This window comes from Geminicoccus harenae (genome assembly GCF_019800005.1).
Classification (GTDB): domain Bacteria; phylum Pseudomonadota; class Alphaproteobacteria; order Geminicoccales; family Geminicoccaceae; genus Geminicoccus; species Geminicoccus harenae.
In genome coordinates this window covers 21,038-35,936 of record NZ_JABGCL010000036.1, presented here as the reverse complement: position 1 = coordinate 35,936, position 14,899 = coordinate 21,038, and the positions used below count along the sequence as shown (strand labels likewise).

Below are 14,899 nucleotides of genomic sequence, written 5' to 3'. Positions count from 1 at the left end.
TCGGCACCATGAAGCGTCGCTACCTGTACCGACGCGTGCGCTACCGTGGCCTCCTGCGCAACCGCTGCCAGCTCTGGCTGCTCTGCACGGCCATGAACCTGCGAAGGGCGGATCAGCTCACCGGCTGACTGGCATTGAGACAACGAGACGGTCGACCTGGCCCCGACAGGCAGTGGATCAAGCAGGCATTGTCCGTCATTGGCATCCACCGATCCGCCACATCCCGTCGTCATACCACGGACCTTGGACTTTCGCGCCAGTCTCCACCGGATGGCGACGGTCCAAGCGCAGATGGTATTCTGGCTGTACGGCCTGCAGGAGCGTCTGCTCACCAAGCCTCGTGGTCATCAACAGGGACTCGGCCTTGGGATGCTGCCGGCAACATAGACCGGCACACGCTCTTGACAGTATGTCCGTTCGACCTGGAGGTGAGGATGGTCCACGGCCGGCCTTTTCGCCCGCAGGTACGAGCAATGAGCCGGGCGTCTGGCTTGATCCGGCGATGGCGCGGCTACCGCACGCTCGTAGGTTTCTCCCCCATGGTCATGTGTTCGCTGAGCATGATCAGGCGTAAGCGGTGTTCGATACTTAACGCCAGATCAGCAACGGCCAGTGCCAGTACGAGGGCACTGGCCATGGCCACTCCGGTCAGCCGCTACGTGCCGGCCTCGCGCCCTGTGCCCGTGTGGTTCCTCCCGCCGGAGTACGAGCGGGACATGCCGGTCCGCACTGTCCATGCTGACGGCCGGATCTCCTGCCAAGGACAGTCCATCAGCGGCTCCGAGTTCTTTGCCGGCCGCCGCGCCGCTATCCGCAATGGAAGCCGAGGGCGTCTTCGACCTGTGCTGTCGTCGGCTCCGTATCCCGGAGCGGAGCCCCCCAGCGCGGCAGGCCGAGGTTGCCGAGCGTCGGCCGGTGCGCGGGTTCAGGTAGTGGATCAGCGCAGGTAGTCGACCAGGGACAGGCTACTGATCTGGCTGACCAGGAGATAGGATGCCTCGATCGCGACCTTGTCCTGGGCCATGCCGGTCATGGCCGCGGCGATGTCGGTGTCCTCGATCGCGGCGCGGGTCTCGTCCAGATAGAGCACGGTGTCGCGCTGGTGATCGGTGACGTCCGCGACCCGGCTGGCCACGGCACCGACCCGGCTGCGCAGCTCCACCACGCCGGTGAGCGCCTGCTCTGCCCGGGTCAGGGCGCTTTCGAGCTGGGCCCGGTTGCCCGAGCCATGGGCGGCGACGGCGGTGCCGAGGGCGGCGATCAGCTGCGCGAAGGCCGGGTCGTCGGCCCGCGCGGGCAGACCGACCGCCACGTCCCGGTCGAGCCAGACGGTGCGGGACCGCTCGTCGCCGGCATAATAGAGGGTGGGATCGGCGGTGGTGAGCGGGGCGGGCGGCAGCGTCACCGGCTTGCGGTCGGTGGCGGTGCCGGCGAACAGATAGCGCCCGTCCGAGCTGGTGTTCAGGCTGGCCGCGACCTCCTCCAGCATCGCCGCGGCCTCGATGTCGAGCGGCATCTCCTGGCCGGTCGGGTCGTTCAGGCGCTGGACCAGCAGGGTGCGCAGCCGCTCCGCCGTCGCGACGATGCTGCCCAAGGTCCCGTCCATCACCTGGATCTCGTTGGTGAGGCGCTCGTTCTGCCTGATGAAGCTCCTGCCGCTGGCCAGCTGCTCGCGGGTGCGCAGCAGGAGCCCCGTGTCCTGCGGGATCTCGGCGAAGCTGCGGGCACTCTTGCCGGTCACGACGTCGGTCTCCAGGCCACGGACGCGCGTTCGGGTGGCGCCCATCATGTCGGCGAGCTTGGTCTGGTGGGCGAAGTCGCCGATGCGTTCGGTCATGTCGAATGGCTCCTTCAGCCGGCGATCCGCAGGAGCTCGCCGAACAGGTCGTCGGTGATCGAGATGATGCGGGCGGAAACGCTGTAGGCCTGCTGGTAGAGGATCAGGCGGGACATCTCCTCGTCGAGATTGACCCCGCTCAGGCTGCCCTGCCGGGTCGCGAGGTCGGTGGCGAGCGCCTGGTCGCCGGTGGCGACGCGCTGCGCCTCCGCCGCCGCGGAAGCGGCCAGGCTGGTGATGTCGGCGGCATAGCCGGTCACCGACACGGCATAGGCCGGCAGCCCGCCGCGGGCGACCACGCTGCCCGGCTCGCGCAACGCCGCGGCGAGCCGGGCAGCGCCGGTTCCGTCGCCCTTGCCGCCGAGGCTGGCCACGAGCGGCGGGCCGGCCGCGGCATCCAGCGTGGCGGTGGCCAGGGCGAAGCCGTTGGCGGCGATGTCCGGCCGGATCCTGCCCACGCTGCCGCCCGGCGCGTCGACGATCAGGTCGTTCAAGCCGAAATAATGGGAAAAGCCGAAGCTCCAGCCATGGCCGGCGGAATCGCTCGTGGCGATGGCGCTGTCGCCTTCGCTGATCGCGATGCCGAGCAACGGATCGCTGCTCGCGAGGACGAGCCGACCCTGGCCGTCCAGGCTGGCGCTGACCGCCCCGCTCGATGCCGTATTCACCGCCGCCAGCACATCGTCCACCGAGGTGAAGCCCGCCAGGTCGAGCTGGAAAGCCGAAGCTGCCGTGCCCGAGCTGCGGTCGACCAATGCGATCGTGGCGGTACCCGAACCGACGAAGCCAGCCGTGGGTGCCAGGCCCGCGCGGGTGCCGGAGAGGGTGGCGGGCGGCGGACTGGTGGCGGCGTCGTTATGCGCGGCGTTCAGGCGATGGCGGACCGCCATCGCCAGCTCGGCCAACTGGTCGGCCAGCTCCGGCAGTACCCGGTCGCGTGCCTCGATCAGGCCCTGCAGGCTGCCGCCGCGCAGGTTCGAGACGACCGGTTCGGCGCCGGCTGCTGCCAGCTCCTGGGACAGGGCGGCGCGGGTGCCGGCACTCACTAGCTCGTCCGACCGGGCGCCGGTCACCGGCAGCCCGGTCGCCCGGTCGATGTCCTTTGCGGCATAGACCGCGATGCGGCCCAACGGCGAGCCGGGCCCGGTCGAGGAGGCCGGCTCGTACACGACCTGCCGGGGCTCGCCGTCGAGCAGCACCGTGCCGTTGCGGGTGGTGACGTCGACCTGGCCGTCGTCCTGCCAGCCGACCTGGATGTCGATCCGGCCGGCCAGCCGGGCCAGCACCCCGTCGCGGCGATCCTCGAGATCGGCCGAGCCGTAGCCGCGGCTGAACTGCTGGTTGATCGCCGCGAGCTCGGTAATGTCGGTGTTGATCGAGCCGATCACCTGGCCGATCTGGTGGTCCACGTCCGAGCGGATCGTCTCGATGGCGGCGAGATCGGCCGTCAGGGTCGAGAGCGTCGCCTCGATCCGGCCCAGGACCTCGCTGCGGGCGGCGACCTGGTGGGGTGAAGCAGCCAGCGCGTCCAGCGAGGTCAGGAGGTCGGTCAGCCTCGACGAGATGCCGCGGCCGGTCTGGGCGGGCTCGCCATAGATCGTGTCCTGGATGCGCTGGTGAATGGCCGCCAGCATGTCGCTGCGGCCCAGCCGGATCGCCTGCTCGCGCGCCTGGCTGGCGACGAACTGGTCGGCGATCCGGGTGACGTCCAGGGCCCGGGCACCGGCACTCTGGCCGGCCAGGATCCGGGTCTCCTGCTGCACGACCTTGCGGGTGTAGCCCGGCGTATTGACGTTGCTGACGTTGCTGGCGGTGGTGGCGAGAGCGGCCTGGGCGACGCTGAGCCCCGAGGCGGCATTGGCGAGGGTGACGGCGAGCGACATCGGTCAGATCTGCCGGTCGAAGGCGAGGGCGATGACCTGGCCGCGCATGGGCGTGCGCTCGGGCCCGTGGCGGTACAGCTTGGGCTTGAACGGTGCTGCCTCGAGGCTCGTGCCGATATGGCGCATCACCCGCTCGACCACGGCCCGCGCCGCATCCAGGGCACGCAGGTTGGCGCCGGCGCGTACCTGGAAGTCGCGGGTGGCATGCTCCAGCTCGGCGCGCAGCGCCGGGTCCAGTCCCGCCAGCAGCTCAGGCTCGCGGCGCAGGGCGCGCAGTTCCGCCTCGTAGGCTTGGCAGAGCACGGTCTTCTCGGTGACGACCTCTTCCAGCCGGTCGAGGCGCATCGCGCGTAGGATCAGGATCTCCTGCTCCATCACCTGTTCCAGCTGGCGCATCAGCATCATCACGACGCTCACCCGTTCCAGAGCTTCCATCACTCGACCTCCTGGGCGCCGAGCATGGCCTGGAGGACCGCATCGGCGACGCCTATGCCGCCGGAGCGGCTGATCAGTTTCGCGTATTCGTCGTTCATGAAAGACCGCCAGGTTTCCTCGGCCTGGCCACCGGACAGGAGCGAGCCGCCAAGGCCCGTGCTCATGCCTTCCAGCATCCTGGCGAGGAACACGCTCTCGAACTCTCGGGCGGCCTCCTCGGCCGCGGCCCGCTCGCGCAGGGGCGCTGCCTGGCGCGCGGCGGCGGCGGTGCGAAGGGGATCGGGGAAGGGCAGGCCGGGATGCGCCATCACATCACCTCGATCTCGGCCTGCAGCGCGCCGGCCGCCTTGATCGCCTGGATGATCCCGATCATGTCGCGCGGGCCCACTCCCATGGCGTTCAGCCCGTCGACCAGGTCCTGCAGGGTGACGGCACCGCTCAGGACCGCCATGCGCCGGCCGCTCTGGTCGTCGACCTGGACGTTGGTCTGCGGGGTGACCATCGTCTCGCCGTCGGAGAAGGGGGCGGGCTGGCTGACCTGCGGGTTCTCGGTGACCCGCACGGTGAGGTTGCCCTGGGCGATCGCCACCGTGCTGATCCGGACGTTCTCGCCGATCACGATGATGCCCTTGGTCTCGTCGACCAGGATGCGGGCGGGCTGGTCCGGGTCGATCTTGAGCTGCTCCACCTCGCTCATCAGCAGCGCGATGCGGTCGCGGTAGCCGGCCGGGACGTCCAGGACCACGGTCGCCGGGTCGACCGCCTGGGCACCCACCGTCTTGGACCAGCGGTTGACCGCCGAGGCGATCCGGGTCGCGGTGGTGAAGTCGGGGTTGCGCAGGGCGAGACGGACCGCCTGGAGGTCGGCCAGCGCGAAGGCGACCTCGCGCTCGACGATGGCGCCGGACGGGATGCGGGCGCTGGTCGGCACGCCGCGGGTGACCTTCTCCGCCTCGCCGCCGACCTCGAAGCCGCCGGTGGTGAGCGCGCCCTGGGCCACGGCATAAATCTCGCCGTCGGCACCCATCAGCGGGGTCACCAGCAGCGTGCCGCCGTTCAGCGACTTGGCGTCGCCCAGCGCGCTGACGGACACGTCGACGCGGCTGCCCTGGCGGGCAAACGGCGGCAGGGTGGCGGTCACCATCACCGCGGCGACGTTCTTGGTGTTGAGCTTGCCGCCACGGGTCGCCACGCCCAGCCGGTCGAGCATGGCGGTCAGGCTCTCCTGGGTGAAGGCGGAGTTGCGCAGGCTGTCGCCGGTGCTGTTCAGCCCGACCACCAGGCCGTAGCCGACCAGCATGTTGTCGCGGACACCCTCGAAGTCGGCGACGTCCTTGATGCGCGACTGCGCGGCCAGCGCCGGATCCGGCTGGACCAGGCGGCAGAGCAGGGTGAACAGCAGGAGCAGCGAAAGGGCCAGGCGGTGGAACATGGCGGTCGGTCACCCGAAGCGGATCGGTCGCCGCCAAGAACAGCAAAGGCCGGGCCAAACCAGTCTCCTGGCGTGGTCCCGGCCTCTTAGTCGAATCGTCGCTACATGAAGTCGAATGCCTTCCGGACCCGACCCGGCAATTCCTGCCGGGCCGGTGGCAGCACTTGCCGGCCTACTCCGCGGCTTCCTGCCAGTCCTCCATGGGCGGGCAGGAGCAGATCAGGTTGCGGTCGCCGAACACGTTGTCGACCCTGGCCACGGGCGGCCAGTACTTGTCGTCCCACAAGGGATGGCGGCCCGGATGGAACGCGATCTCCTGGTCGTAGGCATGGTTCCAGGCGCGGCCGAGCAGGGCATTCGGGACATGCGGCGCGTTGCGCACCGGGTTGTCCTGGAGCGACCAAGTGCCGTCCTCGACCTTCCGGATTTCCTCGCGGATCGCGATCATCGCGTCGCAGAACCGGTCCAACTCGCGCCGGCCCTCGCTCTCGGTGGGCTCGATCATCAGCGTGTCGACCACCGGGAAGGACATGGTCGGCGCGTGGAAGCCGTAGTCGACCAGCCGCTTGGCCACGTCCTCCGGGGTGATGCCCGAGCTTTCCTTGAGCGGGCGCAGGTCGATGATGCACTCGTGGGCGACCCGGCCCTTGGCGCCGCGGTAGAGCACCGGGAAGTGCGGGTGCAGGCGGTTAGCGATGTAGTTGGCGTTCAGGATCGCGACCCTGGTGGCCTGCGCCAAGCCTTCCACGCCCATCATCCGGATATACATCCAGGAGATCGGCAGGATCGAGGCGGAGCCCCAGGGGGCTGCCGAGACGGTGTGGTCGGGCTCGCCCGGCACGGCCGCCGGATTGACCCCTTCCACCACCGGATGGCCCGGCAGATAGGGCGCCAGATGCGCCTTCACGCCGATCGGCCCCATGCCCGGGCCGCCGCCGCCATGCGGGATGCAGAAGGTCTTGTGCAGGTTCATGTGGCTGACGTCGGCGCCGAACGTGGCCGGCCGGCACAGGCCGACCATGGCGTTCAGGTTGGCCCCGTCCATGTAGACCTGGCCGCCGGCGTCATGGACCAGCTGGCAGATCTCCCGGATCCCTTCCTCGAACACGCCATGGGTCGAGGGGTAGGTGATCATCAGCGCCGCGACCTTGCCCTCGTGCTGGGCGATCTTGGCCTCGAGATCGGGGATCGACACGTTGCCCTGCGCATCGCAGGCGACCACCACGATCCGCATCCCGGCCATCGCCGCCGAGGCCGGGTTGGTGCCGTGCGCGGAGGAGGGGATCAGGCAGACGTCGCGATCCACGTCACCGCGGGCGCGGTGATAGGCGCGGATCGCGAGCAGCCCGGCATACTCGCCCTGGCTGCCGGCATTGGGCTGCAGCGAGACCCGGTCGAAGCCGGTGATGGTCGCCAGCCAGTGCTCCAGGTCGTCCAGGACCAGCCGGTAGCCTTCCCAGCGGTCCTTGGGCGCGAACGGGTGGATCTGGCCGAACTCCGGCCAGGTGATCGGGATCATCTCCGCCGTCGCGTTCAGCTTCATCGTGCAGGATCCCAGCGGGATCATCGAGCGGTCGAGGGCGATGTCCTTGGACTGCAGATGACGCAGGTAGCGCAGCATCTCGGTCTCGCTGTGGTAGAGCGAGAAGGTCGGGTGCTGCAGGTAGGCAGACTGGCGCTGGAGCGGCAGCGGCAGGACGCTGGGCAGGCCCTCGTCCAGCTCTGCCACCGACAGGACGCGGTCGCCGAACAGGCCGAGCACTGCTTCCACGGTCGCGCGGGTCGAGGTCTCGTCGAGCGACAGGCCGATCCGGTCCGGTCCCATGCGCCGCAGGTCGATGTCCTGCGCATGGGCCGTCGCCACGATCTCTTCCGCCCGGCCCGGCACGTGCAGGGTCAGGGTGTCGAAGAAGGCGCTGGTCTCGACGGTGACGCCGGCCTGGGTGAGGCCGCGTGCCAGGATCCGGGTCAGGCGGTGGACGCGCTGCGCGATCCGCCGGATGCCGTCCGGCCCATGATAGACGGCGTAGAAGGCCGCCATCACGGCCAGGAGGACCTGGGCGGTGCAGATGTTGGAGGTGGCCTTCTCGCGGCGGATATGCTGCTCGCGGGTCTGCAGCGCCATGCGCAGCGCCGTGCCGCCGGAAGCGTCGCGGGACACGCCGATCAGCCGGCCGGGCATGGAGCGCTTGTGCGCGTCCTTGGTCGCGAAGAAGGCGGCATGGGGGCCGCCGAAGCCCATCGGCACGCCGAAGCGCTGGGCGGAGCCCACCACCACGTCGGCCCCCATCTCGCCCGGCGGGGTCAGGACCGCCAGCGCCAGGAGGTCGGAGGTGACGATCGCGAGGCCGCCGCCCCGCTGGATCGCCTCGATCGACCCGCGCAGGTCGCGCACTTGGCCGGACGAGCCGGGATAGGAGAGCAGGCCGCCGAACAGGTCTTCCGGCAGCCCGTCGTCGAGCCCGCCCACCACCACCTCGATGCCGAGCGGCTCGGCGCGGGTGCGCAGGACGGCCAGCGTCTGCGGGTGGGTGTCGGTGTCGACGAAGAAGCGCATCGACTTGGACTTCGCCACGCGCAGGGCCATGGTCATGGCCTCGGCCGCCGCGGTCGCCTCGTCGAGCAGGGAGGCATTGGCGATCGCCATGCCGGTCAGGTCCTGCACGGCCTGCTGGAAGACCAGCACCGCTTCCAGGCGGCCCTGGCTGACCTCGGCCTGATACGGCGTATAGGCCGTGTACCAGCCCGGGTTCTCCAGGACGTTGCGCAGGATCACGTTCGGCGTGTGGGTGCCGTAATAGCCCATGCCGATCAGCGAGGTCGTGATCCGGTTCGTCTGCGCATAGCCGCGCAGCTCGGCCAGCGCCTCGTGCTCGTTGGCCGGCGGCTTGATCGCGAACGGGCGCCTCGCCAGGATCGCTGCCGGGATCGTCTCCTCGATCAGCTCATCCAGCGTGGTGAGCCCCAGCGTCTGCAGCATCGCCGCCTGCTCGGCGGCATCCGGGCCGATATGCCGGCGCACGAAGGCATTGTGGTCCTCGAGCGCGGCGAGAGGCAGGTCCTCCATCGTCATGAACGTGCCTTCAGTCCAGCGTGGCGACGAAAGCGTCGTAGTCGGCGCGGGACATCAGCTCGTCCAGCTCCGACAGGTCCGAGGCCTCGATCTTGCAGAACCAGGCATCGCCCTCCGCACCGAGATTGACCGAGCCCGGCTCGTCGACGATCGCCTGGTTGGCCGCGACGATCTTGCCGGAGATCGGGGCATAGACTTCCGAGGCGGCCTTGACGCTCTCGACCACCGCCATGTCGCCGCCCTTCTCGACGACGGTGCCGACCTCGGGCAGCTCGACGAACACGACGTCGCCCAGCTGTTGCTGGGCGTGGTCGGTGATGCCGATCGTGGCGACGTCGCCCTCGACCTTCACCCATTCATGGTCCTTGGTGTAGCGCGTAGTCATGCGATCAGGCTCCTCGGCGGGCATAGCGATGCGGGGTGAAGGGCAGCTTGACGACGGTGGCGGGCAGCGGCTTGCCGCGCACCAGGATATGGACGGCGGTGTCGGGTGCTGCCTGGGCAGCGGCGACATAGCCCATCGCGATCGGGCCGCCGACGCTGGGGCCGAAGCCGCCCGAGGTGACCTTGCCGATCGGGGTGCCGTCGGTGGTGGTGATCTCGGCACCCTCGCGGGCAGGGGCCTTGCCCTCGGGCCGCAGCCCGACCAGCCGGCGCGCCGGCTTCTCGGCGATCTCGCGCAGGATCCGCTCGGCTCCCGGGAACCCGCCTTCCTCGCGGCGGCGCTTGCCGATCGTCCAGGTGAGGTTCGCCTCCACCGGGGAGGTGGTCGTGTCGATGTCGTGGCCGTAGAGGCAAAGCCCCGCCTCCAGGCGCAGCGAATCACGCGCACCCAGGCCGATCGGCTTCACTTCCTCCATGGCGAGCAGGGTGCGGGCGAACTTGGCGGCATGGTCCGCCGGCACGCTCAGCTCGACCCCGTCCTCGCCAGTATAACCCAGCCGCGAGACCCGCACCTCGACGCCCTGCACGGTGGTGACGAGGCTTTCCATGAAGCCCAGCCGCTCGACCTCCGGCACGATCCGCGCGACGCAGGCGACCGCCTGCGGTCCCTGCAGGGCCAGGAGCGCCCGGTCGGCCAGATGGGCGACCTGGTGCTCCGGCTCGAGCCCGGCCTTCAGGTGGGCGAGGTCGGCTTCGGTCCCGCCGGCGTTCACCACGACATACAGCCGGTCCGGCGCGTCCCTGGTGATGATCAGATCGTCCAGGATGCCGCCGTCCTCGGCGGTCAGCACCGTGTAGCGTGCCTTGCCCTCGCCCAGGCCCGCGATGTCGGCCGGCACCAGGCGCTCGATCGCCTTGGCCGGATCAGGCCCGGTGATCAGGAGCTGGCCCATGTGCGACACGTCGAACAGCCCGGCGGCCGAGCGGGTGTGCAGGTGCTCGGTCAGGATCCCGGTGGAATACTGGACCGGCATGTCCCAGCCCGCGAACGGCACCATGCGGGCACCCAGCTCGCGATGCAGGCCGTTCAGCGGCGTAGTCTTGATGGTATCGGGCAACAGGACCTCCGGCAGACGCAGGACCGAGCCGGACCTCCGGATCGGTTGCGCCCCCTCTGTCCCGTACCTGAGAGCTTACACGGAGCCTTGCCCGGTCTGACCCGGCCAAAGCCACGCTCCCCTTCGGTGGGCCGCATCGATGCGGCCTCTCTCCAGAGCGCCTGTGTCCCCTGCGGTCCTTCTGCCTGAGAGTTTCCGGGGCGGTTGCTCCTTCGGCGCCGCGCCTCGCGGCACGGTCTCTCCCGCAGACACAAAAATCGGCGTGGCCTTGAGCGTAGTCCGCCGTCCGGGCGAATCAAGCCTTCCCGTGGCGCGTCGTCACGCTTCGGGCGCGTCGCCCAGCTCGTCCAGGTCCAGGATGATCGGCCGGTAGCCCCAGTGGGTCAGCAGCCGGGTCAGCTCCGCGCTGCGGATCGACACGGTCGCCTCGTTGGTGAGCGGGTGGTAGTTCAGGATCTCGTGGCGCAGCATCTTGGCATCCAGCACCGGCTGCACCTTGCGCTCCACGTCGTTGATCAGCGCGAACGGGGTGACCGAGCCCGGGGTGACGCCCAGCGTCGCCAGGAGCAGCTCGGCATTGCCGAACGAGAGGCGCGCCGCACCCAGGCGCCTCGCCAGGGCGTTGATCCGCACCTCCTGGCTGTCCAGGCAGACCACCAGGTACAGCTGGCCCTTCTTGTCCTTGAGGAACAGGTTCTTGCAGTGGCCGCCCGGCAGATGCGCGGTATGGGCCTGGGCCTCCTCCACCGTATAGACCGGCGGGTGCTCGTGCGTGGCCGCCACGATGCCGAGCTCGGCCAGGAGGCCCATCAACTGGTCGCGCGCGCTCATCGGTGACTTCCACTTGAGACGATTGCTGGCATGAACGGGCGAACTAGCTTTGACGAGGGGTCTCGGCAAGGGCGGCATGCGATGAAGCGAGGGTGAGGCGGCTCCTGCCGCTGGCGGTGCTGGTGGCGCTAGGGCTGGCCACCTGGGCGCTGCTGGGCGATCTCGACGGGGAGGCGCTGCGCACACGGCATGCCGAGCTGACTAGCATCGTCGCCGCCTATCCGGTGATGGCGCCGGTCCTGGCACTGCTGCTCTACGCGGCGGCGGTCGCGGCCTGCCTGCCGGTGGCACTCTGGATCACCTTGGCGCTGGGGTTCGCGTTCGGCACCTGGTGGGGTGGCCTCCTGTCGGTGGCCGGCGGCACGCTGGGCTCGCTGCTGACCTTCCTGGTCACCCGGACCAGTCTCGGCGGCTCCCTCCGCCGGCGGGCCGGGCCGTGGCTCGGGCGCATGGAGGCGGCCCTGCATGGGGGGATGTGGAGCTACCTCCTGGCGATCCGGCTGGTGCCGGTCCTACCCGCCTGGGTCACCAACACCGTGCCGGCCCTCCTGAACGTGCCGATCGGCACGTTCGTCCTGACCACCGCACTGGGCATCGCGCCCGCCACCTTCGTGCTGGCCGGCTTCGGCGCGGGCCTGGCAGACGTGTTTGCCAAGGGCGGCAGCGTCGACCTATCGGCCCTGGCCGGCATCGCCGTGCTGGGGCCGATGGCGGCCGGAGCGCTTCTGACGGCAGCACCGCTCGGCTGGCGGCAGTACCGGCGCTGGCGCCGGAACTAGGGCTCAGGCCTCCACCGCCTGGCCCATCCGGATGAACTTCTCGCGGCGATTGCGGCGCAGGTCGGCGCCCGCCACGCCGTCCAGTTCCGCCAGCTGCTGCTCGATCGCGTCGCCGACCCGGCCGATCGTGGTGGCGCGACCGCGATGGGCGCCGCCCAACGGCTCCTCGACCACGGCGTCGATCAGGCGCAGCTCCAGCAGGTCCTGGGCGGTGAGCTTCAGGGCCTGCGCGGCCTCGGACGCCTGATCGGCCGCCCGCCACAGGATCGCGGCGCAGCCTTCCGGCGTGATCACCGAATAGATCGAGTGCTCCAGCATCAGCACACGGTCGGCCGCGGCCAGCGCGATCGCACCGCCCGAGCCGCCCTCGCCGACGATCACCGAGACGAACGGCACCTGCAGGTCCAGGCCGGTCTCGATCGAGCGGGCGATCGCCTCGGCCTGGCCGCGCGCCTCGGCATCCACGCCGGGATAGGCCCCGGGGGTGTCGACCAGGGTGACCACCGGCAGACCGAACCGCTCGGCCAGCCGCATCAGCCGCATCGCCTTGCGGTAGCCTTCGGGCCGCGCCATGCCGAAATTGTGCTTCACCCGGCTTTCGGTGTCGTGGCCGCGCTCGTGGCCGATCAGCACCACCGAACGGCCGCGCAGCCGCCCGATCCCGCCCTGAATGGCGCTGTCGTCGGCGAACGCCCGGTCGCCGGCGAGGGGCGTCCAGTTCTCGACCAAGCTCGCCACATAGTCCTTGAAGTGCGGCCGGTCGGGGTGGCGGGCGACCAGGGCCTTCTGCCAGGCGTTCAGCTTGGCATAGGTCTGCGAGAGCAGCTTGGCCGCCCGGCTTTCCAGCTTGCTGATCTCTTCCTGCAGGTCGAGCTCGGAGCCGGTGGCCAGGTGGCGAAGCTCCTTCACCTTGCCTTCCAGCTCGGCGATCGGCTTCTCGAAATCCAAAAGCGCGCTCAAACTCGTGACCCGCCATGCCGTTGCGAGGGCCCGCGCGGCCCCGTGCCGATGTGGCCCCGGTCGGCGGGGGTGTCAACGCGGCGGCTCCGCGGCTAGGATGGCTGGCGAGGTTTGCGACCACGGGCCAGCGCATCGACATGCCGCTCTATACCTATGACTGCAGCGACCACGGCGTCTTCAAGGACTGGTCGCCCATGAGCGAAAGCGACCGGCCGCGGGCCTGCCCGGCCTGCGCCATGCCTGCCCGCCGGGCCCTGGCCCGGCCGATGCTCGGCAAGGGCGGCGGCCAGGAGCGGCCGGCCTTTGCGTGTGATGTCGGGGATCGCGCTGGCAGCGCCCGCTCGGGCGGGGGCTGCGCGTGCGGTGCGGGCGGCTGCGTGCACTGAGTTTTCGTCCAGGCGGCCAAAGCGGCCTCGACGCCGGCTGCGGCCTGGGCCTAAGAGCGCGCGAGCTGGAGGAGATGGCGGCGATGGCGGAGCAGTTGCGGTATGCGGGTCATCCGGCAGATGGCCCCTACGAGAGCGGGCTGGACCGGAATGCGGCCAACTTCGCGCCGCTGACGCCGCTGACCTTCCTGGACCGCACCGCCGCGATCCATCCCGAGCGGCTGGCGGTGGTCCATGGCGGGCTGCGCCGCACCTATCGCGAGCTGCGCGAGCGCTGCCGCCGGCTGGCCTCGGCCCTGGAGCGGCTGGGCGTGCAGCCCGGCGACACGGTGGCGGCGATGCTGCCGAACACGCCGCCCATGCTGGAATGTCATTACGGCGTGCCGCTGGCCGGTGCGGTCCTGAACGCGCTGAATACCCGCTCCGATCCCGGCACGGTCGCCTTCATTCTGGAGCATGGCGGGGCGAAGGTGCTGATCCTGGACAGCGAGTTCGCGCCGATCGTCCAGAAGGCGCTGACGTCGCTGGCCCACCCGCCGATCGTGATCGACGTGTGCGACCCGGAGTTCGCCGGGCCGCACCAGCGCCTGGGCCGGCTCGACTACGAGGAGTTCCTGGCCAGCGGCGACCCTGAGGCTACGCCGATCCTGCCGGCCGACGAGTGGCAGGCGATCACGCTGAACTACACCTCGGGCACCACCGGCGATCCCAAGGGGGTCGTCTACCATCATCGCGGCGCCTACCTGAACGCGGTCGGCAACGTGCTGGTGTGGTCGATGCCGCAGCATCCGGTCTATCTCTGGACGCTGCCGATGTTCCACTGCAATGGCTGGTGCTTTCCCTGGACCACCGTGCTGCAGGCCGGCGTCAATGTCTGCCTGCGCCGGATGAACTCGGAAACGATCTACGCAGCGCTGGCCGAGCATGGCGTCACCCATCTGTGCGGTGCGCCGATCATCATGAGCATGCTGGTCAATGCGCCCGAGGAGGCGCGGCGGCCGTTCGGCCAGAAGGTGCGGATGATGACCGCGGCCTCCGCACCCCCGGCAGCGGTGCTGGAGAAGATGGACCGCCTGGGCATCGAGGTGACCCATGTCTATGGCCTGACCGAGGTCTATGGGCCGGCCGTGGTCTGCGCCTTCCAGGAGGAATGGGCCGGGCTGGACAGCAAGGCCCGCTCGGAGAAGCTGGCCCGCCAGGGCGTCCGCTACCCGGTCCTGGAAGGGCTGGACGTGCTGGACCCCGAAACCATGCGGCCGGTGCCGCGCGACGCCACCACGCTGGGCGAGATCATGTTCCGCGGCCATGTGGTGATGCGCGGCTACCTGAAGAACCCGAGCGCCACCCAGGCGGCCTTCGCCGAAGGCTGGTTCCATTCCGGCGACCTCGCGGTGATGCACCCGGACGGCTACCTGGAGATCAAGGACCGCTCCAAGGACATCATCATCTCCGGCGGCGAGAACATCAGCTCGATCGAGGTGGAGGGCGCGCTCTACCGCCACCCCGACGTGATCGACGCCGCGGTGGTGGCGCGGCCGGACGAGAAATGGGGCGAGACGCCCTGCGCCTTCGTCACCCTGCGCGAGGGCTCAGCCGTCACCGCCGAGGAACTGGTCCAGCATTGCCGGGGCGAGATCGCCGGCTACAAGCTGCCCAAGACGATCATCTTCGGCCCCTTGCCCAAGACCTCGACCGGCAAGGTGCAGAAGAACGTGCTGCGCGAGCGGGCCAGATCGCTCTGAAGCGGCCCCCGCGCGCCATCCAATCCCATATCATCAGCG

General features: G+C 69.9%; 14 protein-coding genes and 1 riboswitch. Of the genes, 4 read left to right on the top strand and 10 right to left on the bottom strand.

Going from position 1 to position 14,899, the window contains the following annotated elements; translation table 11 throughout:
• The first annotated feature begins 8 nt into the window (after positions 1-8).
• Entirely contained in the window at positions 9-128 is a 120-nt protein-coding gene (locus HLA95_RS29330; protein WP_369076376.1) for a transposase, read from the top strand.
• An 809-nt stretch (positions 129-937) separates the two neighbouring features.
• Here HLA95_RS29330 and HLA95_RS23225 read toward each other — a convergent pair.
• The 9 genes from HLA95_RS23225 to HLA95_RS23185 all read right to left on the bottom strand — a co-directional run bounded on the left by HLA95_RS23225 (position 938) and on the right by HLA95_RS23185 (position 10,993).
• Entirely contained in the window at positions 938-1,837 is a 900-nt protein-coding gene (locus tag HLA95_RS23225) for a flagellin (RefSeq protein ID WP_222184668.1), read from the bottom strand.
• Between the two features lie 14 nt (positions 1,838-1,851).
• A complete protein-coding gene (locus HLA95_RS23220; RefSeq protein ID WP_222184666.1) occupies positions 1,852-3,720 on the bottom strand; it encodes a flagellar hook-associated protein FlgK in 1,869 nt (622 codons plus the stop codon).
• Positions 3,721-3,723: 3 nt separating this feature from the next.
• Positions 3,724-4,155, bottom strand: coding sequence for a hypothetical protein (locus HLA95_RS23215; protein ID WP_191059262.1), 432 nt, complete (start codon positions 4,153-4,155; stop codon positions 3,724-3,726).
• Positions 4,155-4,463, bottom strand: coding sequence for a rod-binding protein (locus tag HLA95_RS23210; RefSeq protein ID WP_191059263.1), 309 nt, complete (start codon positions 4,461-4,463; stop codon positions 4,155-4,157). The genes HLA95_RS23215 and HLA95_RS23210 overlap by 1 nt, the downstream gene beginning before the upstream one ends.
• Positions 4,463-5,587 carry a flagellar basal body P-ring protein FlgI gene (locus HLA95_RS23205; RefSeq protein WP_191059264.1) on the bottom strand — a complete coding sequence of 375 codons (1,125 nt, stop codon included), beginning with the start codon at positions 5,585-5,587 and terminating at the stop codon, positions 4,463-4,465. The genes HLA95_RS23210 and HLA95_RS23205 overlap by 1 nt, the downstream gene beginning before the upstream one ends.
• 172 nt (positions 5,588-5,759) lie before the next feature.
• Positions 5,760-8,654 (bottom strand): aminomethyl-transferring glycine dehydrogenase, encoded by a 2,895-nt coding sequence (gene gcvP / locus HLA95_RS23200; RefSeq protein ID WP_191059269.1) that lies wholly within the window; start codon positions 8,652-8,654, stop codon positions 5,760-5,762.
• A 16-nt stretch (positions 8,655-8,670) separates the two neighbouring features.
• Positions 8,671-9,045, bottom strand: a complete 375-nt coding sequence (gene gcvH / locus HLA95_RS23195; RefSeq protein WP_191059265.1) for a glycine cleavage system protein GcvH — start codon at positions 9,043-9,045, stop codon at positions 8,671-8,673.
• 4 nt (positions 9,046-9,049) lie between these two features.
• Positions 9,050-10,162, bottom strand: coding sequence for a glycine cleavage system aminomethyltransferase GcvT (gene gcvT, locus HLA95_RS23190; protein ID WP_191059266.1), 1,113 nt, complete (start codon positions 10,160-10,162; stop codon positions 9,050-9,052).
• Between the two features lie 163 nt (positions 10,163-10,325).
• Positions 10,326-10,417, bottom strand: a riboswitch (glycine riboswitch).
• A 63-nt stretch (positions 10,418-10,480) separates the two neighbouring features.
• Positions 10,481-10,993 (bottom strand): prolyl-tRNA synthetase associated domain-containing protein, encoded by a 513-nt coding sequence (locus HLA95_RS23185; RefSeq protein ID WP_191059267.1) that lies wholly within the window; start codon positions 10,991-10,993, stop codon positions 10,481-10,483.
• A 92-nt stretch (positions 10,994-11,085) separates the two neighbouring features.
• On the opposite strand from HLA95_RS23185, the gene HLA95_RS23180 reads away from it, so the two are divergent.
• On the top strand, positions 11,086-11,772 hold the full coding sequence (locus tag HLA95_RS23180) for a TVP38/TMEM64 family protein (protein WP_222184662.1): 687 nt from the start codon (positions 11,086-11,088) through the stop codon (positions 11,770-11,772).
• Between the two features lie 3 nt (positions 11,773-11,775).
• Here the strand turns inward: HLA95_RS23180 and HLA95_RS23175 are convergent, their stop codons facing one another.
• Positions 11,776-12,732, bottom strand: a complete 957-nt coding sequence (locus HLA95_RS23175) for an acetyl-CoA carboxylase carboxyltransferase subunit alpha (RefSeq protein WP_191062346.1) — start codon at positions 12,730-12,732, stop codon at positions 11,776-11,778.
• Between the two features lie 137 nt (positions 12,733-12,869).
• Between HLA95_RS23175 and HLA95_RS23170 the strand changes: the two genes are divergently transcribed.
• Positions 12,870-13,118, top strand: coding sequence for a zinc ribbon domain-containing protein (locus tag HLA95_RS23170; RefSeq protein ID WP_222184661.1), 249 nt, complete (start codon positions 12,870-12,872; stop codon positions 13,116-13,118).
• An 83-nt stretch (positions 13,119-13,201) separates the two neighbouring features.
• Entirely contained in the window at positions 13,202-14,860 is a 1,659-nt protein-coding gene (locus HLA95_RS23165) for an acyl-CoA synthetase (protein WP_222184660.1), read from the top strand.
• The last annotated feature ends 39 nt before the right edge of the window (positions 14,861-14,899 follow it).

Bases quoted from the DNA above. Each gene is read 5' to 3' on its own strand.
- HLA95_RS29330 (WP_369076376.1), top strand. From the start codon at position 9: ATGAAGCGTCGCTACCTGTACCGACGCGTGCGCTACCGTGGCCTCCTG.
- HLA95_RS23225 (WP_222184668.1), bottom strand. From the start codon at position 1,837: ATGACCGAACGCATCGGCGACTTCGCCCACCAGACCAAGCTCGCCGAC.
- HLA95_RS23220 (WP_222184666.1), bottom strand. From the start codon at position 3,720: ATGTCGCTCGCCGTCACCCTCGCCAATGCCGCCTCGGGGCTCAGCGTC.
- HLA95_RS23215 (WP_191059262.1), bottom strand. From the start codon at position 4,155: ATGGAAGCTCTGGAACGGGTGAGCGTCGTGATGATGCTGATGCGCCAG.
- HLA95_RS23210 (WP_191059263.1), bottom strand. From the start codon at position 4,463: ATGGCGCATCCCGGCCTGCCCTTCCCCGATCCCCTTCGCACCGCCGCC.
- HLA95_RS23205 (WP_191059264.1), bottom strand. From the start codon at position 5,587: ATGTTCCACCGCCTGGCCCTTTCGCTGCTCCTGCTGTTCACCCTGCTC.
- gcvP (WP_191059269.1), bottom strand. From the start codon at position 8,654: ATGGAGGACCTGCCTCTCGCCGCGCTCGAGGACCACAATGCCTTCGTG.
- gcvH (WP_191059265.1), bottom strand. From the start codon at position 9,045: ATGACTACGCGCTACACCAAGGACCATGAATGGGTGAAGGTCGAGGGC.
- HLA95_RS23185 (WP_191059267.1), bottom strand. From the start codon at position 10,993: ATGAGCGCGCGCGACCAGTTGATGGGCCTCCTGGCCGAGCTCGGCATC.
- HLA95_RS23170 (WP_222184661.1), top strand. From the start codon at position 12,870: ATGCCGCTCTATACCTATGACTGCAGCGACCACGGCGTCTTCAAGGAC.
- HLA95_RS23165 (WP_222184660.1), top strand. From the start codon at position 13,202: ATGGCGGAGCAGTTGCGGTATGCGGGTCATCCGGCAGATGGCCCCTAC.